This is a genomic window from Dyadobacter sp. Leaf189 (assembly GCF_001424405.1).
Lineage (GTDB): Bacteria > Bacteroidota > Bacteroidia > Cytophagales > Spirosomataceae > Dyadobacter.
The window spans coordinates 1,165,189-1,189,014 of record NZ_LMPS01000004.1 but is presented as its reverse complement, the minus strand read 5'-3'; the positions used below and the strand labels follow the sequence as shown (position 1 = coordinate 1,189,014).

Here is a 23,826-nt window from a genome sequence, read left to right as displayed (position 1 = left end):
CACTATTTTGAAGTTATTTTTAGATAATCCTCACTTATCAGCTTATTTCGGCCTTGTAGTTGCCCTTTTTCTGCTTTTTGGCGCCACGTTTATTGCACCCAAACTGGTAGTTGCGCGAAAGTGGCTGGCGATCATCCTGATCTTTGTACCGGTTATCTACTTCTCCCTGATACTGGATGCCCACCTGGTTAATATTCCGTTTACTGACGATTTCAACCTGCTTGAAACAGTTGACAAACTCCGAAAAGCGCCGGACTTTCTGGCAGCCGCCAAAGCGCTGTTTGAACAGGTTAACCAGCATCGCTTTGCCTTCGAACGCATTGTAATGCTGGTTATGGTGTTTTTTACGGGTACCGTCAACATCAAAGCCCAGATTATCATAGGCGACCTGTTTTTGCTCGGGATCCTTTACATGCTTTTCCGGGCACTCAAAAAGGAGTCCATTCCCTTTTACTATTTCATACCGGTACCTTATGTGCTTTTCAACCTGGTATTTTGGGAAAATGCTTACTGGGGAATAGCCGCGCTGCAAAATACGCCCCTGATCTTTTTTGCATTGGTAACCGCCTATGCAGTCGGGAGGGGGGATCGCAGGGGGGCGTACCTCGGTCTACTGGCTGCATTATTAACGACCTTCACAAGCGGCAGCGGCTTGCTGACGTGGATCATCGGGTTTATCATTCTCGCATTTCAGAAGCGTTTCCGCCTGCTGCTGGGATGGGTTGCCGCGGCAGCTGCATTTGTCTTATTCTATTTTCTGTTCGATTACAATGTGATCCCCGCCAATGGTGACAAGGTTTGGACGCATCCTGTTTTCAACTTCATATTCGCGCTGGGCTTTTGGGGAAATGCTTTTTTTCTTGATGTCCGCCACCCGCTCGTTCCGCAGTTTCATTCAGATCTGATCGCCTGCATCCTGCTTGGAGGCCTCATTTTCCTGGTGTTTATCGGCTGGTCGCTCCGTATTTTTATTAAAAGGAAGCTTGTGTGGAGTGACTGGTTTTTATGGGGAGCAATGATGTTTTCAATGGGAACCGGCGCCATGTTCGTGATCAGCCGGCCGATCAACACATATCTGATGTACGGGGGAAATGTGTTTTCCCGTCGATATATGATTTTCGGTATCGCATTGCTTGCTACTGGTTATTTGTGCTTCATCATTTTGGTAAAAAATAAAAAGCAGCTGATGAATGTGGTTGCGGTACTTTCTGCATTCACCTTTGTTTCGCTCAATTTCGTTAGCTACTATTTATCAATCGTGCAGGTAAGGAAAATGCACGACGATCTGGTGATTGATAGTTACTATTGGAGAAACTACAATACATTTCTGACTGCCGGCGACCGGTTTGGTGATATCCCATTCTGGAACCACCCGACAAGAATGAAAAGTCTGGTGAGCTCCCTTGAAGCGAGCGGACTGACTGACTTTTACCAGTTCAACACCATACCCGCGCCCGGGCGACTCCTGGCAGAAACTGCCGATACTGCTACCAAATACCAGGGAACATTCGACGCCACTTTTCATTACAGAAATACGGACAACAATGTACCTACCCGCTATTACCAGTTTACGGCTGTTAGGGATGAAAATTCGCCCGCACCTTCGTATTTTGTACTCGCATCTGCCCGATATAAAGTTGTGCTGCCTGCGGTTCCTGTTCCTGATCAAGCCTCGGAGTTGTTGAAAGGCGGTCATTATTACAGCAACAGCTACCGGTATTCGCTATTTAAGTCGAAGTTGCCCGAAGGTATTTACGACGTCTGGCTGATGTACTCCGATCCGTCGGCGACAAGCAAATGGAAATCGCTGCCCACCGGAAAACGGGTGAAAATCAATTAACCGTATTAACAGTCTGGCTATGCAGATACTTACCTACAATTTGAATGGGATCAGGGCAGCCCTGAAAAACGGCTTGATTGAATGGTTAAGCCAAAATCCGGCTGATATCCTGTGTTTCCAGGAAGTAAAGGCGACGCCTGACGTAGTTGATTTATCAGGATTTGAAGCACTGGGCTACGAGCTCATTGGCTGGCATTCTGCGGAAAAGAAAGGGTACAGCGGCGTAGCAATTTTTTCAAAGATCAAGCCCGACCTGGTATCAGCAGGCTGCTCCATTCCGGCGTATGACCGGGAAGGTCGCGTACTCCGCGCTGATTTTGGCGACGTAACGGTGCTCAACTGTTATTTTCCGTCGGGTACCAGCGGGGAGATCAGGCAGGCCGTTAAAATGACTTTCCTGGCTGATTTTTTCATCTGGGCAGAGGAGCTTCGGAAAGACCGTCCCAATCTGATCATCTGCGGAGACTATAATATTGCTCATAATGAAATAGATATCCACGATCCTGTCCGAAATAAAAAGAACTCGGGCTTCCTTCCCGAAGAGCGCGCGTGGATGACAAAATGGTTTGGCAGCGGCTATACTGACGCATTCAGGTTTATGAACCCCGATTTACGCCAGTATTCCTGGTGGACTTACCGCGCCGGCGCGAGAGGCAATAACAAAGGCTGGCGCATCGATTACATTTCTGTAAGTAATAGTCTGCGCGACAGGATCATCGCCAGCCGGCAATTCAATGATGCCGTCCATTCAGATCATTGTCCTGTATGGTTGGAAATTCGTTAGTACCCTTGGGCCTTTCAAGCCCGCCGTTCACTATTTCCTGCGCTCATTTTTTCGTATTTTTGATCAAGCAGCATTTACTCAAATCGTTATGAAACTTGAACTGCCTATGACACTGAAAATGGGAGACCTGATGGATGAGGAGCAATTCTTTCAGCTTTGTCAAATGAATGACACACTCGAGCTCGAAAGGGACTCTCAAGGAAATATTATCGTTATGTCTCCAACAGGATCGTTTACAGGTGGATTTAATTCCCGAATTCTCACTGAAGTTGGTATTTGGAATAAAGAAAATCAGATAGGAGAGTTGTTCGATTCTTCAACTGGCTTTACACTTCCCAACGGGGCAGTGCGCTCGCCGGATGTTTCCTGGATCCGGGAAGAGCGGTGGAATGCATTGACACCGGAACAGCAGGAGAAATTCGCGCCGATCTGTCCTGATTTTGTTATTGAAGTGCGCTCGCTGTCGGATGATTTGAAGTACCTGACCGATAAGATGGACGAATACATGGAGAATGGCGCACAACTTGGCTGGCTGATCGACCGGTTTGAAAAGAAAGTTTACATTTACCAGGCCGGTGCGCCGGTGATCATACGCGAAGGATTAAATGTTAAACTGTCCGGTGAACCAGTGTTGCCGGGCTTTGAGCTCGATCTTGCGGCTGTTATAAAGTAGTTTTTTCTCCCCTAATCAATTCCTTTTGTTTAAATACTTCCTCGTCTACAAACCCTTCGGAATGCTCTCGCAGTTCACGCGTGAAGGCGATCATCCGACATTGGCTGACCTTGATTTTGAATTTGCCAAAGATATTTACCCTGTCGGTCGCCTTGATGCAGACAGTGAAGGCTTGCTGCTGCTCACAAATGACAACTTTCTTAAAACAAAGCTTCTAGAACCGCGCAACAAGCATACACGGACCTACTATGTACAGGTAGAAGGTGACATTACCGCGGAGGCGTGCGAGCAGCTCAGTCGCGGTGTGACGATCAGTATTAATGGAAAAGCATACAAAACACTTCCCGCAAACGCGCAGCTGATCGAAGAACCTCCGCTTCCCGAACGAAATCCGCCGATTCGTTTCCGTAAAAACATACCTGCTACCTGGCTGGCGCTCACACTTCGTGAAGGCAAAAACAGGCAGGTGCGAAGAATGACTGCCGCCGTCGGCTTTCCCACGCTCAGGCTTGCGCGCTGGTCGATCGGAAAATTTTCGCTGGCCGACAAAACCGGAAGTTTTCCTAAGTCCGGGGACGTATGGGAAGTTACGGCTAGCGAAGCCCGGCGCTTCTATGAATGAACAGTTTTGAAGGCTACAAAACCCTGCGCTCAGACTTGGCAAACCGGATAGAAGGCTTAATTTTGTAGATACCTGTTCTTAAAATAAGGCTGATAATTGGCAAAGGCACATAAAGAAACCCCGCTTAACAAACAATACAATCAGATCAAAGCGAAGTATCCCGGGGCATTATTGCTTTTCAGGGTCGGTGATTTTTATGAAACTTTCGGCGAAGATGCAATTCGCGCCTCCAAGATCCTCGGGATCGTTCTTACACGCAGAAACAATGGCGGAGCGCACGAAGAGCTGGCCGGTTTTCCACATCATTCATTAGATAACTATTTACCCAAACTCGTACGCGCAGGCGAGCGCGTGGCTATCTGCGACCAGCTCGAAGATCCCGCTACGGCCAAAGGTATAGTCAAAAGGGGGGTGACCGAGCTGGTTACGCCGGGCGTTTCCTACAACGATAATGTACTCGATACCCGCCGGAATAATTATCTGGCAGCTGTTCACTGCGGCGACAATAACCTCTACGGCATTGCTTTCCTGGATATATCGACGGGGGAATTTATGACCTCGCAGGGAAATGCGGCATATATCGACAAAATGCTGCAGGGTTTCTCGCCCTCGGAAGTGCTCTTCTGTAAGAAATTCAAACAGGAATTCAGTCAGCTTTTTGGTGGCAAATACCATACTTTCCAGTTAGAGGATTGGTGTTTTGGTTTTGATTATGGCTACGAACAGCTTACCTCCCATTTTCAGACAACAACCCTCAAAGGCTACGGGATAGAAACACTGCCGCTGGGTATCGTGGCGGCAGGTGTGATCCTGCATTACCTCAAAGAAACGGAACATAAGGAAGTAGCACATATCGGCCGCATTACGCGGCTGGAAGAAGAAAAGTACGTTTGGCTCGACCGTTTTACGGTCCGCAACCTTGAACTCGTTTATGCCCAGCAGGAAGGCGGCGTTCCGCTGATCCAGATTCTTGACCATACAGTGACTCCGATGGGAGCGCGGTTATTGAGGAAATGGATGGTTTTGCCACTTAAAGAAAAGCTGCCGATTGAAGAAAGGCTGAATATCGTCAGCCATTTTCTCAAACATGAAAGTGTGCACGAGTCTATTCTGCAGAACCTGAAACTGATCGGCGATCTGGAACGTCTGATATCGAAAGTGGCTGTGAGAAGGATCAATCCGAAAGAGTTGGGTCAGCTTAAAAGATCTTTGAACCAGATAATTCCGATTAAAGAGAGTTTATATAAGCTTCTTGAAAAAGAAAAGAAGAAGGCAAAAAAGGACGAAGCCGGTGAAGTTGTTTTGTCTTCTGAACTGGAAGTATTGCTGAAATACGCCGATCAGCTTGACCCTTGTATCGAGCTGGTTAACAAAATAGAAACGGAGCTCCGCGAGGATGCGCCCGTGCTTTCCAATCTTGGAAGGATGATTAAAAAAGGAGTGGACGCCGAGCTGGACGAATTGCATGCCATTTCGTATGAAGGCAAAGATTACTTGCTGCAGCTTCAAAATCGGGAAATAGAACGTACCGGCATCAGTTCGCTGAAAATTGCTTACAACAAAGTTTTCGGTTACTACCTGGAAGTCACTCACGCGCACCAGAACAAGGTGCCTGCCGAGTGGATCAGGAAGCAAACGCTTGTGAATGCGGAGCGTTACATTACCCCGGAACTGAAAGAATACGAAGAGAAGATCATCAATGCGGAAGACAGTATCGCTGCCATTGAATACCGCATATTCAGCGAACTGATCACCGCAGCTACTGAGCAGGTGAATGTAATTCAGAAGAATGCCTCTATCATTTCCGCACTGGATGTACTCAGTTCCTTTGCAACCGTAGCACGGAAAAACAATTACGTCAAGCCGGTAATTACCGAAGATAACCGTTTGGACATTCGCGACGGTCGCCACCCGGTGATTGAGCAACAGCTGCCGGTAGGCGAAAGTTATGTTCCCAACGATTTGTACCTGGATGATTCCTCACAACAGATCATCATCATTACCGGCCCCAACATGGCAGGTAAGTCGGCGTTGCTGCGGCAAACGGCGCTCATCGTTTTGATGGCGCAAATGGGCTGCTACGTGCCGGCCAAATCTGCCTCGGTAGGGCTGGTTGACAAGATATTCACGCGCGTAGGAGCCAGCGACAACCTGAGCCGCGGCGAGAGTACATTCATGGTTGAAATGACCGAAACCGCCAGCATTCTCAATAACCTGAGCGACCGGAGTTTGATCCTGATGGACGAGATAGGGCGGGGGACTAGTACCTACGATGGCGTTTCCATTGCGTGGGCTATCACGGAATACCTGCATAGCCAGCACGATTGTCGCCCCAAAACCTTATTCGCAACACACTACCACGAGCTGAACCAGTTATCCGAGGATTTCCCGCGCATCAAGAATTTCAATGTAGCGGTGAAGGAAGTAGATAACAAAGTCATCTTTCTGCGAAAATTAAAACCTGGCGGAAGCGCGCACAGCTTCGGTATCCATGTAGCGCAGATCGCAGGAATGCCGCAGCCGATTGTTCTTCGCGCCAATGAAATCATGCAGCACCTTGAAAAGGAGCACATGACGCAGGAACACAAAAAGAAAATCAAGGAAATACCCAAGAACAATTTCCAGCTCAGCATTTTTGAGCCGGCAGACCCGAAAATAGAAGAGCTCAAAGAGAAGCTATCTATGATCGACGTGAATACATTGTCTCCCATTGAGGCGCTTCTCAAATTGAACGAATTCCAAAAGCTTGTAAAAAAGTAACAACCTTAATCTACCAATTATCTAACCTACAAATCTCCTGCTCCTTTTATGTTATGAAAAATTCAACGCGATTTCAATTGATGGCCATGATGTTCCTCCTCTATTTCATCTGGGGGTCATGGTATGGGCAAATGAGTAAGTACATGTTTACTGCCCTTAATGCTACCGGGGCACAAGTGGGAAATGCCTATGCCGCTTTTTCAATTGCGCAGATTATTGCTCCATTCTTCGTCGGAATGATCGCCGACAGGTACTTCGCCGCACAGAAAGTATTAGGGGTTCTGAGCTTAGCTGGTGCTGTGCTGTTGTACTTTCTTACAGGTGTGACAAATGCTGATAACTTTTTCGGTATTATCCTCCTTTACTGTATCTCTTTTGCTCCGATGATGTCACTTACGACCTCCATCGCCATGCAGCAGGTTACAAACTCTGAAAAGGATTTTCCTGCAATCCGTGTAATGGGCACGGTCTCCTGGATCGTTGTTTCCAATATCATCGGCTTTTACGGTTTCGGTGACAGTGTGATGATTTTCAAGATCTCTATGGTAGCCTCTGCGCTGCTGGGTATTTACTCGTTCTTTTTGCCTGATACCCCTCCAAAACCAAGCGTGAAATCGTCTTTCTCAGATATCATGGGTTTGGATGCATTCAAGCTTTTCAAAGACCGCTCATTTGCCATTTTCTTCATCTCTTCGCTGCTCATTTGCATTCCGCTTTCGTTTTACTACGCAATGGCCAACCCGTCGCTTACTGATTCGGGTATGACGAACGTTGAAAACAAAATGTCACTTGGACAAGCTTCCGAAGTTGTGTTCATGTTGCTGATCCCGCTTGCATTCAGCCGCCTTGGTGTGAAATGGATGCTTGTAGTAGGTTTGATTGCCTGGATTGTCCGCTTCATCGGATTTGGGTACGGCGACGCCAACAGTGAGTGGCTGCTTTATCTTGCGATCATTCTTCACGGTGTATGCTACGATTTCTTCTTTGTAACCGGGCAGATTTATACCGACAGCAAAGCCGGAGAAAAGTACAGGTCTTCTGCGCAGGGCTTGATTTCCATTGCTACCTACGGAATAGGAATGGGGATCGGATCGTGGCTGGCTGGTCTGGTAGCTGATATGTACACGGTGGAAGGCGTGAAAAACTGGACGAGCATCTGGATGGTGCCTGCTGCAATCGCGGCTGTCGTTCTCGTGCTGTTTGTTCTGTTCTTTAAGGATAACAAAGTAAGGGCTGCTGCTTAGAACGCAGTAGGTTATAATGCACAAAAAAGCCCGCTTGCTTCAAGCTGCGGGCTTTTTTAATGCTATTATTAATGATTAATACCAGCTATCATCCTCGTCACGGTCTCCGAAGTGACGCTTGCTTCCGCCGCCGCCTTTCTTCGAAAACTCACCTCTTCCGTAACGACTGTCGATCTTAGCCTTGTTTCCTTGTCCGTTCCTGTCGCTATGCCCGCGGTCATTGCTGCCTGGCTTACGATCCTGGCTGCGGTACCTGTCATTGTTTCCGAAGCTGCTTCCACCGCCAGCAAAGCCACCGCCTCCGAAACTAGGTCCGGCAGCTGGTTTTTTTACTTCCTGATCGTCGTCGTCTTCGTCATCTATGCCACCAGTGCTGGTTTTTTCTCTTGCACCTGTGCTTCTGTTGTCGGTATCGTTGGGTCTTGGCCGGTTAAAGCCTTCTCTCTTAAAGTCAGATCTTGGGGCCGCGCTTCCTCCATAACTTCCGCCTGGTCCGCCCGGTCTTTGCTCTCTCTTCTGGGATTCGTTAACAACTAATGCCCTGCCATACATTTCCGCTCCATTCAACGAGTTGATTGCCAATCTCGCTTCGTTCTCATCGGGCATTTCAACAAACCCGAAGCCTTTGCTTTGACGTGTGATTTTGTCAATGATAATTTTCGCGGAGCTCACTTTTCCAAATTTTTCGAAAGCTTCACGCAGTTCGCTCTCCTTTAACTTAAAAGAAAGACTCCCAACAAAAATGTCCATGAAACGCCTGTTTATATTTGATTTTTAAGGTTATAAATATATTTATTTTAGCTGATAAGCGACAACATTGTTCTTCCCGAAAGTAGGCACGTAAACGACTTTTTTAGCAGCGTCGTAACCAATATCCGCAGAATTCGTTTTATCCGCGCTGGTATCGAGCAATTTCTCTGTGGTACCGTCGGCTTTTACATAATAAACCATTCCAACCCAGCTTGATACAATGTACTCGCCTGGTTTTACCTGCTCTATTCCATCCGTACTTTTATCCATTCCTTCCGCAATAACGGAGATCTGTTTGGAAGAAGTGAGCTTTTTAAGTGAACCGCTGTCGGCAATAAGCAAATCTGTTCCAACTGCCAGCAATCCGTTTGGTCCGTTAAGTCCCTCGTAGTAGGTAGAAACCTGTCCGTCTTTGATCAAATGGACCTTCTTTGTGCTGGAATCTGAAATATAAATATTGCCTTTCGAATCGATTGTCACATCGTTCAGGAACTGGGCGCCTTCAACAGTATGTTTCTTAACGATTTTACCCGACTTGATGTCAATTTCAACTACTTCCGTCACGTCTGCTACAAAAAGCCTGGATCCGTAAATGCCCATTCCTTTGGGTGCATTCAAGCCAGATACCCAGTCCGTAGCTACGATCTTTCCGTCAAGGCCCACTTTGGCAATCCCCCCTTTACCATCTTTCTCCGCCGGCTTGCCGTCAATCAGTGCGACGTAAAGCAACTTATCCTGCTTACTGAAAAGTACAGATTCAGGAACAGGCAGCTTGGCTTCGGAAGACCAGATCTGGGTAAGAGAATGTTGCGCCTGGGAAGAAAATGCAAGTGCAGATACTATAATGGCACTTAAAGTGAGGTTTCTGGTTTTCATTTGTTTTAATTGACAAAAATGAACTAAGGTTTATATTAAATCAACCTTATCAAGGATGAAAGGATGGTTATTTACTTCTTCCTTTTCCATTTTACGATCATTATACCAAAGCTAAATAAAAATGCCCACACTGATTAGTCTGGGCATTTTTTAAATTTTTTTCAAAAAAATCAGTGATGCTTATAACAGCCTCACTTTCGCTTTTTTCCTTTCTTCTTTTCTACCACCGGCGCAGCCTGCACTTTCGTGAGATCATTGATCCTGATATTCCTGAATTTAAGAGGAGAACCGTGACCAAGGAAGCCCAAATGCCCCGAAGTTCTTGAAAGTCCGGGATGTTCTTTATGGTCGGGAGTCCCGTTTTTACTTGCTTCTGCCAGGTCGCCGTCGACGATCACCGTCCCGTTCAATGTAACCCTGATCTTGGAGCCCTGAACGCGTACTTCTTCGTAGTTCCATTCGCCCATAGGCTTCAAAAAGCCTCTTTTTGCAGGAATAATCCCGTAAGCGGATCCGTGGTACTGGTACTCTTTCAAATCTTTATAAATATCCGCATCGTTGTCCAGGATCTGGATTTCGGTACCTACGTAAGCTGCATCTCCCTGCATTGGCGTTCTGATACCCAGCCCGTTATTGGCGCCGGGAGTCAGCTGGAACTCAAAGCGGAATTCGAAGTCGCTGAACTCGTCTTTTGTATACAAATTCCCGCTTCCGCCTTTCTTAGGATCTACGACCAGCTCGCCGTTTTCAATGAAATAGTCGGTTTTGTTTCCTACCCATTCAAACAGGTTGGCTCCGTCAAAAAGCACTTTAAAGCCTTCCTTTTTCTCTTCGGCCGGCAAAACAAATTCGTTTCTCGGGATCTCACGCACATATACATCGCGGTAGTTGATCTGGTTTCCATGTGCCTGCAATTCGAGTTGTTCTTTGGCAAAAACAGGCAGGTTGCGGTCCCAGTAATTTTCGAGAACCACATTGTCGACTACATTTTCTCCATTCAAATCAACCGAAACGCGGTCGCCGATCATGGTAATGTGGAATGTATTCCAGTCTCCGATTGCATTATCCGCCAGCTTTGAAGGCTTGCTCGGGTTTTTCTGATTGTTATACAAACCGCCTGAACCCACCTGCGCGCCAACATCCACACGCGAAGTGTCCCAGATCTGAACCTGTGGGGTACCTCTCAGGTAAATGCCCGCGTCACCGTCTTTCTGGATTTTCCAATCCACATACATTTCAAAATCACCGTATTGTTTCACAGTGCAAAGGTTATCGCCATGTCCGGAGAAAACGAGTTCACCGTCTTTGGCATACCAGCCTTTTTTCATGATTTCATCCGCCTTGGCCTGTTTCGCCTTCAAAGTATCAGCGCTCATTTTGCCGCGTGCTACCGGATTTTCAACCAGCCCTTTCCAGCCTGACAGATCTTTTCCATTAAACAAAGACACAAATCCTTCACCGGCAGGCAGTTCAGACAAATGCTTTTTAATGGCTTCCAACTGGTAATCACCATCCTTCAATGCTGAAATTGCCTTGGTAATAACATCACGTACTTCGGCGCCATAAAAGTTTTTATTGGCCAATGCAATGCTCGTCACCGCTTGTGCAGCCGACTGGCGGGTTGCGGGCTGATCCAGGTATTTTCCGGCAAACAGCAGTGCATTAAAGGTCCGGTATCTTGCCAGCTCTTTCAAAATCGCCTCTTTTTGCGCATCTGTCCTGGCTAAGCTCATCGCATCACGCAGCATTAACACTTTCACAGTAGGCGTTTTGGGAGACTTGGCAGCGGCGGCAATGTAACCTGAGAATGCAGCTTCGAATTCAGCATTATCCGAAGTCTTTTTCGTGATAGCCAGCAATTCCCTGGCAGCATTTGCATCCGACCATGCAGCCAGCGAGCTGATGGCCATCTTTTTCATTTCTGCGTCGCCTTTCTCGTAAGAAGCCACAACAGACGATAATGCTTTTTTGCCGCCGATGGTTGCCAGCACAGGAAGGTAATTGGCCTGTTTGCCCGCAGACGCAGCTTGCATTTGTTTCAGAACCAGCTCAGTCTGGGAGTTGGTGTCACCAGAGCCTTTCACTACTGCACTGATCGCCTGCTGTGTTGCTGTGATATCCGCGGGTGCCGTTTCAGTATTTAAAAGTGAAAAAAGCTGAGGCAGGTCTTTCGGCTCGGCAAGTGATTTTAGCGCTTCGAATGCCGATTTGTGTACGTCAGGATCTGTACTTTTTAATTGCGCCGATACAACCGCCAGTTTCGAGCTGGCTGCCCGTGCAGCCAAAACGTCGATCATCGCTGCCTTGGCAGGGTTGGGAAGTGCAGGCAATGCTTTGGCGATCTGATCCGTTAAACTGGCACCTTTAATGGTAAGCAGGCTGCTTTTTATAGTTTTGATCTCAGCCGCACTGGCTGTTTTGGATACATTGATCAAAGCTGGAACGCTGCTTTCCTGGCCGATTTTCCCGGCGGCCCATATCGCTGCACTTTTAACCCTGGTATCTTTTGATGTCAATGATTTCAGAATGGTGGGCAATGCGTCCTGTGAACCTGCGTGGCCAAGCATGGTAATAATCTCTGCCTGAACCTCCGGCTGCGCGCCCTTCATAGCTGAAAGCCAGGAAGCAGCTCCGTTCGCCATTAAATATTTCTGACCAAGCTTCAATGCCGCCGCACGGTATTCGGGATCAGTACTTTTCATTGCGCTGACAAGCGCAGGCACTGATTCGCGCTTTTTGCTATCCGCGTAAATTTTCAAGGCAGATGATCTTGTTGCTACCTGCTTGGGATCAGGCGTGTTTTTGATCAGTGCAAGTGCCGCTTTCTCAGCAATAGGCGCATTGCCAGTTTTTGCAAGATTGGCGAGGTATTTCAGGTAAACTGCGGTTGCGTCGCTTTCGTCGTAACCATACATCACTTTTTGCGCAGCCAGCATCAACAGCTGTTCCGAAGAAGGTACCGCAATTTCCGACAGGGCGTATAAACTAACCTTTCGTAATGCGAGATCTCCATTTGTCGCTGTTTTCTCGATTTCAGGAGCGGCTTCTTTGAATTTGGTATCACCTAGCGCCTCAATGATCGCGATGCGGGCTGCGCCTTTTGCATTGCCAAGTGCCTGGAACAATGCGCTGCCGGCTGCATTCGAGCCGTTTCTTGCCAGTGCACGGGCAGCCGGACCTGATAGTCGCTCGTCGCTGAGGTAAGATTTCAATGCCTCAACAGACTCATCTTTTCCGACTGTTTGCAGCTGATAAATCAGGAAGTTTTTGCTGTCCGGATCGTTAACCTTTCCGAGTGCTTCACTGTAAGCTTCTGAGGCCGCTTTTCTGGCAGTTTCCTTGCCAGCTTGCGAAGCATAGTAAGTAAAGCCGCCGAGTGCATACTGGATTTTGGTATTATCGCCTTTGCCGAGCGGAGTCAGCATGGAGGCAATCTGAACCAATGCGGGTTTGCCAAGCTGTTCGAGTTCCGTCATGTTTTTCTTCAACCCGGCCTCATTCTGAGCAGGTAACTTTGAAAAAATGACTTCGATCTGATTGGTAAGTGAGGCATTGGTCTGTGCGATCGTCTGCGAAGCAAGCAGGGACGATGCAACAATGGAGTATATAAATTTCTTCATGTTAGAGAAGCCGGTCACTCGGGCCGGCAGCATATATGATATTGGTTTCAGGAATCAGGATTTCGAAGTACCGTGTGTCAAATAGTCCACGGTCCCCGCATTGGCTGGTTGATCAGGCGGTTTGCTCCTTCATCGTCAATGAACTCCTGTTTTTCAGGGTCGAATTTCAGTGAGCGGCCCAGGCGAAGCGCAGCCAGTCCCATATTCACGATCGTGCAGGAACGGTGCCCGTTCTCCTCATTCAGCGCAAACTTCTTGCGGTTTTTGACGGCATCCACAAAGTCGGTAACCTGTGGCTCAGGATCCGGGAATGCGGCCAGTTTCTTTTCAAGATCCGGTATATCCGACTTGAAGTTCGGGTACAATTTGCCTTTCGGACCTTCGATATAGGCTACTTTCTCGTCCTTCGCTTCTCCGTCCAGAATGATCTGGCAACCATCTTCATAAGTATAGGTAATGCGACGCCAGGTACCTACTGCCTCCGTATGCTGCTGAGGTGCATCCACTTCCACGCTCACCGGGCTGGTATCGTCTTTGCCAAGGAAATACTGGATCGGGTCAAGGTAATGCTGGCCCATATCGCCAAGTCCGCCACCATCGTAATCCCAATATCCGCGGAAAGTCTGGTGAACGCGGTGCTCACTGTACGGTTTGTAGGGTGCAGGTCCGAGCCACATCTCGTAGTCGAGGTCTGCTGGTACGGGCTGGGGTGCGTTATTTGTTTTTCCTACCCAATAAAATTTCCAGTCAAAACCGGTATGCTTGCTTACTGTAACCTTCAATGGCCAGCCCAGCAAGCCGCTCTGTACCAATTTTTTAATAGGTTTAACTGGCGTGCGCATTCCGTAGAAATTATCTTCAAAGCGGAACCACGTATTTAGCCTGAAAATCCTTCCATGCTGCTGAACTGCCTCTACCAGTCGCTTTCCTTCGCCAATGGTACGCGTCATCGGTTTTTCACACCATACATCCTTGCCTGCACGCGCTGCGTCTGCTGCGATGATCCCGTGCCAGTGCGGCGGGGTAGCTACGTGTACAATATCCACTTCGGGAAGCTGGATCAGCTCGCGGTAGTCCGAGAAGGTTTTTACGCCTTTGTCGACCATGCTTACAGCAGTTGCAAGATGCTTTTTATCCACATCACAGAGTGCTACTACTTTGGTTCCGGCATAAGGGATGTGGCCGCGCCCCATAGAGCCGGTACCTACAATAGCCTTGGTGAGCTGATCGCTCGGGGCAAGAAAGCCCTTGCCGAGCACGTGGCGGGGAACGATAGAAAACGTGGCTATCGTCGCAATGGAGCCTTTGATAAAGTTCCTTCTGGATGCAGAAGTACCTTTCTGTTCTTTCATTGATTAAGGTGATTTAGGAAGAAAATATACAAGTAAGGGGCTTCAATTTAGGTCAATAATCAGAAGAGACCAAAACTGCCGCCGGCTTTATAGGAATACGAACAGTATTTACCGGAATGTGAAAAGTCGGGTTTTTCAGAGCGGGATATTGCCGTGCTTTTTACGTGGCAGCACGTCCACTTTATTTTCGAGCATTTCAAAAGCCACGATGAGCTTTTCCCGGGTTTGTTCAGGGTAAATGACCTCGTCGATATAGCCGCGGTTGGCTGCGAGGTATGGATTTGCAAACTTTTCGGTGTACTCGGCTACCTTCTCGGCCAGCTTTTCCTGCGGGTTTTCAGACTGGGCAATATCCCGTTTGAAGATGATCTCCGCCGCGCCGCTTGCGCCCATTACGGCGATCTCTGCACTTGGCCACGCGAAGTTCATATCTGCACCAATGTGCTTGGAGTTCATCACATCGTAGGCGCCGCCGTAAGCTTTGCGTGTGATAACCGTAATGCGCGGCACTGTGGCTTCGCAAAACGCATACAGCAGCTTTGCGCCGTTTGTTATAATCGCATTCCATTCCTGGTCTGTTCCTGGCAGAAAGCCCGGTACATCTTCCAGTACCAGCAGGGGAATGTTGAAACTATCGCAAAAGCGCACAAACCTGGCTGCTTTTGTACTAGCGTGGATATCCAGCACACCGGCCAGTACCGCCGGCTGATTGGCGACAATACCAATGCTCCTTCCTGCCAGCCAGGCAAAACCCACTACGATATTTTCTGCAAAATGCTCGTGTACCTCCAAAAAGCTGTCTGCATCGGTAATTTCGAGAATGATCTCGCGCATATCGTAAGGCTGGTTGGAGCTGGGCGGGATAATATTGTTCAATGTCGGTCGCACTTCATTTTGCACATCATAATGCAGTCTGGGCGCGTCGTCCTCGCAGTTTTGAGGTACGTAGCTCAGCAGCTTCTTAATCGCAAGAAGGCATTCAACCTCATTGGGAGAAACAAAATGCGTTACGCCCGATTTGGAAGCGTGCGTCATCGCGCCGCCGAGTTCTTCCGAAGTTACTTCTTCGTGGGTGACGGTTTTGACCACATTCGGGCCGGTAACGAACATGTAGCTCGTATTTTCAACCATCAAAATGAAGTCCGTGATAGCAGGTGAATAAACAGCCCCGCCCGCGCACGGCCCCATTACCGCTGATATTTGCGGGATCACGCCCGAAGCAAGGGTATTTTTATAAAAGATATCGGCATAACCAGCCAGTGAAAGTACACCTTCCTGAATGCGTGCGCCGCCTGAGTCATTCAATCCGATCAATGGAGCCCCGTTCTTCATCGCCAGGTCCATCAGCTTGCAGATCTTTTCGGCATGCGTTTCTGATAATGAACCACCAAAAACGGTAAAATCCTGTGCAAAAACGTAGGTTAAGCGTCCATTGACCTTTCCATATCCGGTTACCACACCGTCACCGAGATAATGCTCTTTGTCCAGACCAAAATCGGTGCTGCGGTGCGTTACAAACTTTCCTATCTCCTGAAATGTACCTTCATCCACCAGAACCGCGATCCGTTCCCTCGCAGTGAGCTTGCCTTTCTGATGCTGGGCCGCGATCCTTTTTTCACCTCCACCCAGGTCAGCCTCAGCATTTTTCTTGTCTAACAATTCTTTTTCTGAATGGGAGGCTAAATCGGATTTCATGTAATACAGGCGATATAGTTACATTTGTTTTTGAACGGATTATAAATATAGCGGCATTTTACTGATTCGGGAAATTCTACTGACTTATGAGGGCGACTGGATGCCGGGCTTATCTGCTTGCATTATTTTTTCTGCTGATTCAATGGGCTGCACATGCGCAGCCAGCTGGCGGAAAAAGCCGGCTTGACTTTCTTGTTCTGCCATCGCAGGCAAAAAGTACCGCACTCGGCACGCATCATCTCACAGCTTCCGGTAATGATCCCGCCCTTTTTCTCCAAAATCCTGCATTACTGGATTCTTCCAAAAACGACAATGCATCAGTAAACCTGATGCCTTATCTGGCAGATACAAAGTTCCTGAACCTGGCTTATGCACATCGGTCGGGCAAAGCTGTAAATGGTACCTGGGCGGTAGGATTGCAATACCTGAACTACGGTACAATGCAGGAAACAGACAATCTGGGGAATGTAATAGGGGAGTTCAGAGCAGCTGATTACGGGATTTCGGCAGGATATGGACACACCATGGGTGCTTTTTCAGTTGGGGGTACCTTAAAGCTGGTGGGTGCTGCCATGGAAACTTACCAGACCTGGGGCGCTGCTTTTGACTGGGGCGCATTGTTCAGGCATCCGCAGGAAGATTTTACCGTCGGGTTTGTCGTTAAAAACATCGGGTTTTTAAAACAAAACTACAATGGAGCTACCGAGCCTGTATTGCCGCTCGATATCCGGGTGGGCGCTACCTTCAAACCCGAGTATATGCCCGTCAGGATCTCGCTTACTGCGCATCATCTCAACAGGTTCGATATGGTTTATAACGATCCCGCGCTTTTTTACACTTACGATATCAATGGAAATAAGCTGCCAAGAAAAGTCGGTATCGCCGAAAAGCTTGGCCGGCACCTGTCACTTGGCGCTGAGGCTTTGGTACACAAAAATTTCAGGTTGTTACTGGGTTATGATCACTTGCGAAGACAGGAATTGAGGTTATCCGACAAGGCTGCATTGGCGGGTTTCTCCTTCGGCTTCTGGCTCAGGGTCAAACGGTTTGAAGTCTCTTATGGTCGTGGGCAGTATGTGCCGGGTTTTGGCAGCAGCTCGCTTTCCATTGTAATGAATGTGAAAAAAGGCTTCGCAGACTAGTTCGCAACAACAACTCCCTTTTCCAGTTTCAAAAATCGGGTTACGCAGGAAGGAATTTCGTGTGCGTAATGCGACACATAGATCAAAGTCCGGTCGGGCGTATCACAAACTGCATCTACAACGGACTTGAAGTAGTCGATCGCATCGCTGTCAAGTCCCTGGCAGGGTTCGTCGAGGATCAATAGGGGCGGGTTTTTAACAAGCGCCCGCGCCAGCAGCACCATTCTTTGCTGACCTTTTGATAATTGTGAAAAATCCTTTTCCACCAGTTGTCCTACGTGCAGCAACTCTGCTACCTGATGTACCCTATTAATTTGTTGCTCCGTCAGCTTCTTGAAAAACACGCCTGTTGCGTCGAAAAAACCCGAAGCGATGGTTTTGAAAACGGTTGTGTTGCGAGGGAAATACAGATGCAGCTCCGGCGAAACGTGCCCGATCTTCTGCTTGATATCCCAGATAGAAGCGCCTGCGCCACCTCTTTTCTTGTCAAAAAGATCAAAATCATTAGCAAAACGCTGTGGGTTATCTGCCGTAATGATGCTCAATAACGTTGATTTTCCTGATCCGTTCGCGCCTGACAATGCCCACTTTTCTCCTTTTGCTACTTTCCAGTTTACATTGTCCAGGATCAGGTCGGAGCCGTACTTAACCCGGATATTGCGTAAGTCAAATGCATGCCGGAAGTCTGTAAATGTGGGAGTGCCCAATGCCGCAAGACTTTCGGCTGTGGGTTTGGGCTGAGATGGTCCGGAGGTATTTACATGAAATTCTGCAACCGGCTTTTTAGAGGCGATTTTACCGGCATTCAAAACCAGTACGTGCGTAATGCAGGGTGGGAGCTCAGTTGCGGTAGTCGCCATGATAATGGAGATACCTTGCTGCGAAAGCTGCGTTAACGCATTGCGCAGCACTTCCCTTGAATGTACATCCAGGCCGCTGAATGCATTGTCCAGCAACAGTACCCTGGGCTTCTTCAAAAGCGATTTTGCAAGAAGCATTCGTCTGGTTTCGCCATTCGAAAGTGTTACGAAAGGATGATCCAGTAAATGCGTGAGGGAAAGCAGTTCCACAACCCTTTGCAGTTCTTCTTCGCTTACGGAAGAAGGTTTCAGCTGCACTGATTTCTCATCAATCGTACCCACAGGTTTGAGCTGATCTGTCAAAACTGCCCGCAATGTAGGTGCCCGTTCGGCTTCGTAGGCGTGAAAGCGCTGCTGGTAATATTCAGCGCCTGCATTTACAATGCGGTTGAAAGAGTAGTCATTGGAAGCAAGTTCCACTGTTTCGCGGAGAGGCTCACTCCATCCGTAGCTGATCTTGCCGGAGAGTACCGGCCATTTGCCCGCAATCACTTCAAGCAGGATCGTCTTACCTGCGCCATTAGGTCCGGTAACCACCCAATTTTCACCAGTTTCTATATTCCAGTTAACAGCTGATAAAACTTCGGTATCGTATTTTCGAACGGAAACGTCTTGAAGAAGAACTACGGACATGAGCAATTGCGTACTTGATTGGTGCGCAAAGATTACAACTTTGGCCGTAAATGGAAACAAAAAAAGCACTCCTGGCGGAATGCTTTGCGGTTTATAGCCTGCGAATGAATGCTATTGGTGCACTTCCAGATTGAACTCCTTGATCATTGCGGTTGTGAATGCAGACAAGTCGTCGGTAGTGCGGCTGGTTACCAGTCCATTGTTGGTCACCACTTCCTGGTCGATCCAGATAGCTCCTGCATTTTCCAGATCGTGGCGGATTGAAACGTAGGAAGTGAGCGTGCGGCCGATCACCACATCCGCGTCAATGAGGATCTGCGGACCGTGACAGATAGCTGCCACAGGTTTTCCATTTACAAAAAATGAACGCACAAATTCTATCGCTTTCTGATTGATTCGTAAAATGTCCATTCCCATTACTCCGCCGGGGATCAGGAGTGCATCATAGTATTCAGGCCGCGCTAGCTGCAGCGGCACATTTACCTTGTATTTTTCACCCCAATCGAGGTGGCTCCATCCCCTTACATTGTCTTTATTTGGGGAGATCAGGTGGGTTGTTGCTCCCATTTGATCTAGGACTTTTCTGGGACAGGCCATTTCGACCTGTTCGAATCCGTCTGCAACAAGAATTGCGACTTTTATTGAATTGAGCGGCTGTAACATGGAATTTTGATGTGGATGAAAGGGTTAGATTATTTAACTATTTAATTGCACAAAAATTATGCCAATCTGGTTATATGCCTTTCAATCTGATTTCAATAATTGGGCGTCGCTCCTGCTACCCACGTGGGGAAAAGTGCGTTCGCAGTTCGCAAGGGTCACAAACAACAAGAGCGACCCGAAAGTCGCTCTTGCATTTTATAACTATTCCCGGATTTATATCTCCACGCCACCTACGTTTTCAAAGACCAGTTCACCCTGGGAATTCAGCTCCATCATGATCACTGCATCCTTGGCAACCTCACCACCCAAAATCCCTTTTGAAAGCTCATTCAGGATCCTTCTCTGAAGTACACGTTTCAATGGGCGGGCACCGAATGCGGGATCAAAACCGTCTTCACCAAGCTTGGTAAGCGCTTCATCCGTAGCTTCCAATGTAATTCCCTGCTCTTGCAGCATCCGTTGAATTCCTTTGAACTGGATATCCACAATCTTACGGATGTTTTTCATTGTCAGAGGTTCAAACAGCACAATCTCGTCTATCCTGTTCAGGAACTCAGGTCTTACCGAAGCTTTCAGCAGGTCAAGTACCGCCTGTTTCGCTTCTTCCACCACCAGTGTATGGTTCCAGCCTTCGTCTTCGGCAAATTTTTCCTGTATCAGGTGGCTGCCAATGTTGGAAGTCATGATAATGATCGTGTTTTTGAAGTTTGCAACGCGACCTTTGTTATCAGTTAGCCTACCTTCATCCAGTACCTGAAGCAGGATGTTCCATACATCAGGATGTCCTTTTTCGATCTCATCCAGCAAAATCACGCTATATGGTTTCCTGCGGACTGCTTCGGTGAGCTGGCCACCTTCGTCGTAGCCCACATATCCCGGAGGCGCACCCACCAGCCTGCTTACGGCGTGGCGTTCCTGGTACTCGCTCATATCAATGCGCACCATTGCATTCTCGTCGTTGAACAGGTACTCTGCAAGCGTTTTTGCCAGCTCTGTTTTACCAACACCGGTCGGTCCAAGGAAAAGGAAGCTACCGATCGGGCGTTTGGCATCCTGCAAACCGGCGCGGCTTCTTCTTACTGCATCAGATACCACCCCGATCGCCTCTTCCTGTCCGGCCACGCGCTGGTGCAAATGTGCTTCCAGCTGGAGTAGCTTCTCACGGTCGCTCTGAAGCATTTTGCTTACGGGAATACCAGTCCATTTCGCCACTACTTCGGCGATATCTTCGGGCCTGATCTCTTCCTGCATCAGGCTTTCTGCATTCTCGGAATTTTGAAGGTCGGTCAGTTTTTGCTGTACTTCCGGGATGCGGCCGTAACGTATCTCCGCTACTTTTCCGAAATCCCCGGCGCGTTCTGCCTGTTCTGCTTCAAGGCGCAGCTGTTCGCTTTGCTCTTTCAGCGCCCTGACTTCATTTACCTTGCCTTTTTCATTCTCCCATTGTGCTTTCAAAGTATTCCGTTCTTCACTGAGATCGGCTATTTCCCTGTTCAGCACAGTTTCTTTATCCTTGTTATTTTCCCTCCTGATCGCCTCGCGCTCAATTTCCAGCTGCATAATGCGGCGGTTCAGCTCGTCGAGCTCCTCGGGAACGCTGTCCATTTCAAGCCGCAATTTGGAAGCAGCTTCGTCCATTAAGTCGATCGCCTTGTCAGGCAGGAAGCGGTCGCTGATATACCGGTTTGAAAGCTCCACAGCAGCAATAACGGCATCGTCCTGAATGCGCACACCGTGGTGCAGTTCGTATTTTTCCTTGATACCCCTCAAAATGCTGATCGCGTCAGGGATATTAGGTTCGTCCACCATTACTGCCTGGAAGCGGCGTTCCAGCGCTTTGTCTTTCTCTACATACTTCTGATACTCTTTCAATGTAGTGGCGCCAATTGCGTGCAGTTCGCCTCTTGCCAGCGCGGGTTTCAGCAGGTTGGCTGCGTCCATTGCACTTTCACCGCCACCGCCTGCACCGATCAGGGTATGTATCTCGTCAATGAAGAGCACGATTTCTCCTTCGGAGTCGGTTACCTCCTTGATTACTGCTTTCAGACGTTCTTCAAATTCACCTTTGTACTTGGCGCCGGCGATCAGTAGACCCATATCCAGGGACACAATCGTTTTCGATTTAAGGTTTTCGGGAACATCGCCCTGCACAATCCGCTGGGCCAGACCTTCTACGATCGCCGTTTTACCAACACCGGGCTCACCGAGCAGGATCGGGTTGTTTTTAGTACGTCGACTCAATATTTGTAAAACGCGCCTGATCTCTTCATCGCGGCCGATAACCGGGTCGATCTTGCCAGCTTTGGCCAGTTCGTTCAAATTTTTGCTATACCGTTCCAAAGACCGGTATTTAGCTTCTGCATTTTGATCTTTCACGGGATTGTTTTTTCCTCTAAGTTCTTTAATCGCATTAATCAGCTTCTTCTCCTCAAACCCAAGCTCCTTCATCATATTTGCCGTGGCATCTTTTCCGCTCAGGATACCGAGCACCAGCAGTTCTATACTGATGAATTCGTCGCCAAATTCTTTAAGGTAATTCTGTGCTTTTCCACTGGCTGCGGCCATATCATTTCCCAGATAAGGCTGGCCTCCACTCACGTGGGGATAACCGTCGAGAATTTTTTGAAGGCGGTTGTTCAATACTTCCGAGCTGATGTTCAGCTTGTTGAGCAGGAACAGCGACGTATTAGGGTCCTCTTCCAGAATCGCTTTCAGCACGTGGCCGGTTTCAATCGCTTGCTGCTGATTGCCCTGGGCCATTTGTGCAGCATGCTGAATAATCTCCTGCGCTTTGATGGTATATTGGTTAAAATTCATGGCGTTGATTTCTTTGTAATTGATACAACCTGATTACGAAAAATCATGTGCCGGAACTTAAAATCGGAAATTTTGGCATTGAAAATGTTAAACTCTGTAAAAAGCAGACATTCTGTCAATGTAGCTGATGTTTTGCAGGTAACAAGCGCTTTAAACTGTGTCAATACCAGGGCAAAATAAAAGCTGCCTTTTGAGGGGCAGCTTTTATTTTATAATCAATGATTTAAAGGTCAGTTTGCGTTTTCAGCAGGTCTTCGAGCGTTTCCCGCCTTCTTACCAGTTTGGCCTCTCCATTGTCTACCAGCACTTCGGCCGGCCTGACACGCGCATTGTAATTGGAGCTCATCGTCATTCCATAAGCACCTGCATTCAGGAATGCGAGTACATCGCCGGGGCGCACTTCAGGCAGCTCGCGATCACTTGCAAATGTGTCGGTCTCGCAAATGTAACCTACTACATTGTACTGCTTAGGCTCGCCGTTTGGATTGGAAAGATTCAGAATGTGATGGTAAGATCCGTACATCATCGGGCGGATCAGGTGATTAAGTCCAGAATCTACATGCACGAAATTGCGCGCAGGATCCTCCTTCACTACTGTCGTTTTTACCAATAGATAGCCTGACTCACTCACAAGAAATTTCCCGGGTTCAAACCATAATTGGAGCTCGCGGCCGTATTCCTTGCAGAAGTTCAGGAAACGCTCCGAAATGTTTTTGCCTAAAAGCGCCATATCCGTCACTGCGTCGCCGGGCAGGTAAGAAACCTTGAATCCGCCGCCCAGGTCTATTACCTGCAGATCAGGGAAATGCTTGGCAGTTTCAAAAAGAATGTCAGCGACTTTCAGGAAAGGTTCTGCGTCCTTGATATCGGAGCCGGTATGCTGGTGCAGACCGATGATTTTGATATCGTATTTCTTAACAACTTCAAGTATCTGATCGAGCAGCAAAACGGAGATACCAAACTTGGAATCCGTGTGTGCTGTCATGATTTTCGCATTGCCGCCCGCAGCTACATTGGGTTTAATGCGAATCAGGCAGGGTTTGGTGTTCCCGTAAGTTTGCCCGAACCATTCCAGCAGCGGGATACTGTCCACATTGACAATAGCACCGGCGTCAACTGCCGCTTTGACTTCCTCAAATGGTACACCGCTCGGAGTAAAAGTGACCTGGCTGGCTGTGTAGCCGGCTATCAATCCCATTTCCAGCTCTCCTGGTGAAACCACATCGAGTTCTACGCCGATTGATCGCATCAGGCGAAGGATAGCGAGGTTGGTGTTGGCTTTGCAGGCATACTTGATCTTCATGTTGACGCCCGCAAATGCCTCCTGCAATTCGCGCGCTTTCCGGCGGATTGTCCCGCCATCATATAAGTAAAGCGGACTTCCGTAAGTGTTCAGAAGTTCTGCCGGATCAATTTCCTGAATTGAAAATGTATTTTGTTCTGCGACTTGCATTGAATGAGCTATGGAAAAGGATTTCTGATTGGTGTAGTCGGG

The 23,826-nt window shown here is 48.1% G+C and carries 16 protein-coding genes; 7 read left to right on the top strand and 9 right to left on the bottom strand.

What is annotated here, in order from left to right; translation table 11 throughout:
- Positions 1-7 precede the first annotated feature (7 nt).
- The 6 genes from ASG33_RS14335 (at position 8) to ASG33_RS14310 (ending at position 7,923) form a co-directional block, all read left to right on the top strand.
- Positions 8-1,840 carry a hypothetical protein gene (locus tag ASG33_RS14335; protein ID WP_229238645.1) on the top strand — a complete coding sequence of 611 codons (1,833 nt, stop codon included), beginning with the start codon at positions 8-10 and terminating at the stop codon, positions 1,838-1,840.
- A gap of 19 nt (positions 1,841-1,859) precedes the next feature.
- Positions 1,860-2,624, top strand: coding sequence for an exodeoxyribonuclease III (locus ASG33_RS14330; RefSeq protein ID WP_056286226.1), 765 nt, complete (start codon positions 1,860-1,862; stop codon positions 2,622-2,624).
- Between the two features lie 88 nt (positions 2,625-2,712).
- Entirely contained in the window at positions 2,713-3,297 is a 585-nt protein-coding gene (locus ASG33_RS14325; RefSeq protein WP_056286223.1) for a Uma2 family endonuclease, read from the top strand.
- Between the two features lie 25 nt (positions 3,298-3,322).
- Positions 3,323-3,919 (top strand): pseudouridine synthase, encoded by a 597-nt coding sequence (locus ASG33_RS14320; protein WP_082489215.1) that lies wholly within the window; start codon positions 3,323-3,325, stop codon positions 3,917-3,919.
- Positions 3,920-4,015: 96 nt separating this feature from the next.
- Positions 4,016-6,679, top strand: coding sequence for a DNA mismatch repair protein MutS (gene mutS / locus ASG33_RS14315; protein ID WP_056286220.1), 2,664 nt, complete (start codon positions 4,016-4,018; stop codon positions 6,677-6,679).
- A 53-nt stretch (positions 6,680-6,732) separates the two neighbouring features.
- Positions 6,733-7,923: an MFS transporter gene (locus ASG33_RS14310; protein WP_056286217.1), complete on the top strand. Its 1,191-nt coding sequence runs from the start codon at positions 6,733-6,735 to the stop codon at positions 7,921-7,923.
- Positions 7,924-7,998: 75 nt separating this feature from the next.
- On the opposite strand, the gene ASG33_RS14305 is transcribed toward ASG33_RS14310, so the two are convergent.
- The 5 genes from ASG33_RS14305 to ASG33_RS14285 form a co-directional block, all read right to left on the bottom strand.
- Positions 7,999-8,673, bottom strand: coding sequence for a hypothetical protein (locus ASG33_RS14305; RefSeq protein WP_056286214.1), 675 nt, complete (start codon positions 8,671-8,673; stop codon positions 7,999-8,001).
- 42 nt (positions 8,674-8,715) lie between these two features.
- The gene (locus tag ASG33_RS14300) at positions 8,716-9,549 is read right to left on the bottom strand and encodes a hypothetical protein (protein WP_056286212.1); all 834 of its coding nucleotides are present in this window, start codon (positions 9,547-9,549) and stop codon (positions 8,716-8,718) included.
- Between the two features lie 191 nt (positions 9,550-9,740).
- Positions 9,741-13,169 (bottom strand): family 16 glycoside hydrolase, encoded by a 3,429-nt coding sequence (locus ASG33_RS14295; protein WP_056286612.1) that lies wholly within the window; start codon positions 13,167-13,169, stop codon positions 9,741-9,743.
- A 77-nt stretch (positions 13,170-13,246) separates the two neighbouring features.
- Complete coding sequence (locus ASG33_RS14290) at positions 13,247-14,521, bottom strand: Gfo/Idh/MocA family oxidoreductase (RefSeq protein ID WP_056286208.1); 1,275 nt, start codon at positions 14,519-14,521, stop codon at positions 13,247-13,249.
- Positions 14,522-14,656: 135 nt separating this feature from the next.
- Positions 14,657-16,216 carry an acyl-CoA carboxylase subunit beta gene (locus ASG33_RS14285; protein WP_056286205.1) on the bottom strand — a complete coding sequence of 520 codons (1,560 nt, stop codon included), beginning with the start codon at positions 16,214-16,216 and terminating at the stop codon, positions 14,657-14,659.
- A gap of 86 nt (positions 16,217-16,302) precedes the next feature.
- Between ASG33_RS14285 and porQ the strand changes: the two genes are divergently transcribed.
- Positions 16,303-17,358 (top strand): type IX secretion system protein PorQ, encoded by a 1,056-nt coding sequence (gene porQ, locus ASG33_RS14280; RefSeq protein WP_056286203.1) that lies wholly within the window; start codon positions 16,303-16,305, stop codon positions 17,356-17,358.
- On the opposite strand, the gene ASG33_RS14275 is transcribed toward porQ, so the two are convergent.
- The 4 genes from ASG33_RS14275 to lysA form a co-directional block, all read right to left on the bottom strand.
- Positions 17,355-18,851: an ATP-binding cassette domain-containing protein gene (locus tag ASG33_RS14275; protein WP_056286607.1), complete on the bottom strand. Its 1,497-nt coding sequence runs from the start codon at positions 18,849-18,851 to the stop codon at positions 17,355-17,357. The two genes, porQ and ASG33_RS14275, sit on opposite strands and share 4 nt — an antisense overlap.
- Before the next feature lie 111 nt (positions 18,852-18,962).
- Entirely contained in the window at positions 18,963-19,448 is a 486-nt protein-coding gene (locus ASG33_RS14270; protein WP_409012526.1) for a type 1 glutamine amidotransferase domain-containing protein, read from the bottom strand.
- A gap of 279 nt (positions 19,449-19,727) precedes the next feature.
- Positions 19,728-22,331, bottom strand: coding sequence for an ATP-dependent chaperone ClpB (gene clpB / locus ASG33_RS14265; RefSeq protein ID WP_056286198.1), 2,604 nt, complete (start codon positions 22,329-22,331; stop codon positions 19,728-19,730).
- A gap of 223 nt (positions 22,332-22,554) precedes the next feature.
- A complete protein-coding gene (lysA, locus tag ASG33_RS14260; RefSeq protein ID WP_056286194.1) occupies positions 22,555-23,784 on the bottom strand; it encodes a diaminopimelate decarboxylase in 1,230 nt (409 codons plus the stop codon).
- Positions 23,785-23,826: the final 42 nt, after the last annotated feature.

What these genes read in the sequence shown, in the direction of transcription:
- ASG33_RS14330 (WP_056286226.1), top strand. Translation starts at nt 1,860, where the DNA reads ATGCAGATACTTACCTACAATTTGAATGGGATCAGGGCAGCCCTGAAA.
- ASG33_RS14325 (WP_056286223.1), top strand. Translation starts at nt 2,713, where the DNA reads ATGAAACTTGAACTGCCTATGACACTGAAAATGGGAGACCTGATGGAT.
- ASG33_RS14310 (WP_056286217.1), top strand. Translation starts at nt 6,733, where the DNA reads ATGAAAAATTCAACGCGATTTCAATTGATGGCCATGATGTTCCTCCTC.
- ASG33_RS14305 (WP_056286214.1), bottom strand. Translation starts at nt 8,673, where the DNA reads ATGGACATTTTTGTTGGGAGTCTTTCTTTTAAGTTAAAGGAGAGCGAA.
- ASG33_RS14300 (WP_056286212.1), bottom strand. Translation starts at nt 9,549, where the DNA reads ATGAAAACCAGAAACCTCACTTTAAGTGCCATTATAGTATCTGCACTT.
- ASG33_RS14295 (WP_056286612.1), bottom strand. Translation starts at nt 13,169, where the DNA reads ATGAAGAAATTTATATACTCCATTGTTGCATCGTCCCTGCTTGCTTCG.
- ASG33_RS14290 (WP_056286208.1), bottom strand. Translation starts at nt 14,521, where the DNA reads ATGAAAGAACAGAAAGGTACTTCTGCATCCAGAAGGAACTTTATCAAA.
- ASG33_RS14285 (WP_056286205.1), bottom strand. Translation starts at nt 16,216, where the DNA reads ATGAAATCCGATTTAGCCTCCCATTCAGAAAAAGAATTGTTAGACAAG.
- porQ (WP_056286203.1), top strand. Translation starts at nt 16,303, where the DNA reads ATGAGGGCGACTGGATGCCGGGCTTATCTGCTTGCATTATTTTTTCTG.
- ASG33_RS14275 (WP_056286607.1), bottom strand. Translation starts at nt 18,851, where the DNA reads ATGTCCGTAGTTCTTCTTCAAGACGTTTCCGTTCGAAAATACGATACC.
- ASG33_RS14270 (WP_409012526.1), bottom strand. Translation starts at nt 19,448, where the DNA reads ATGGCCTGTCCCAGAAAAGTCCTAGATCAAATGGGAGCAACAACCCAC.
- clpB (WP_056286198.1), bottom strand. Translation starts at nt 22,331, where the DNA reads ATGAATTTTAACCAATATACCATCAAAGCGCAGGAGATTATTCAGCAT.
- lysA (WP_056286194.1), bottom strand. Translation starts at nt 23,784, where the DNA reads ATGCAAGTCGCAGAACAAAATACATTTTCAATTCAGGAAATTGATCCG.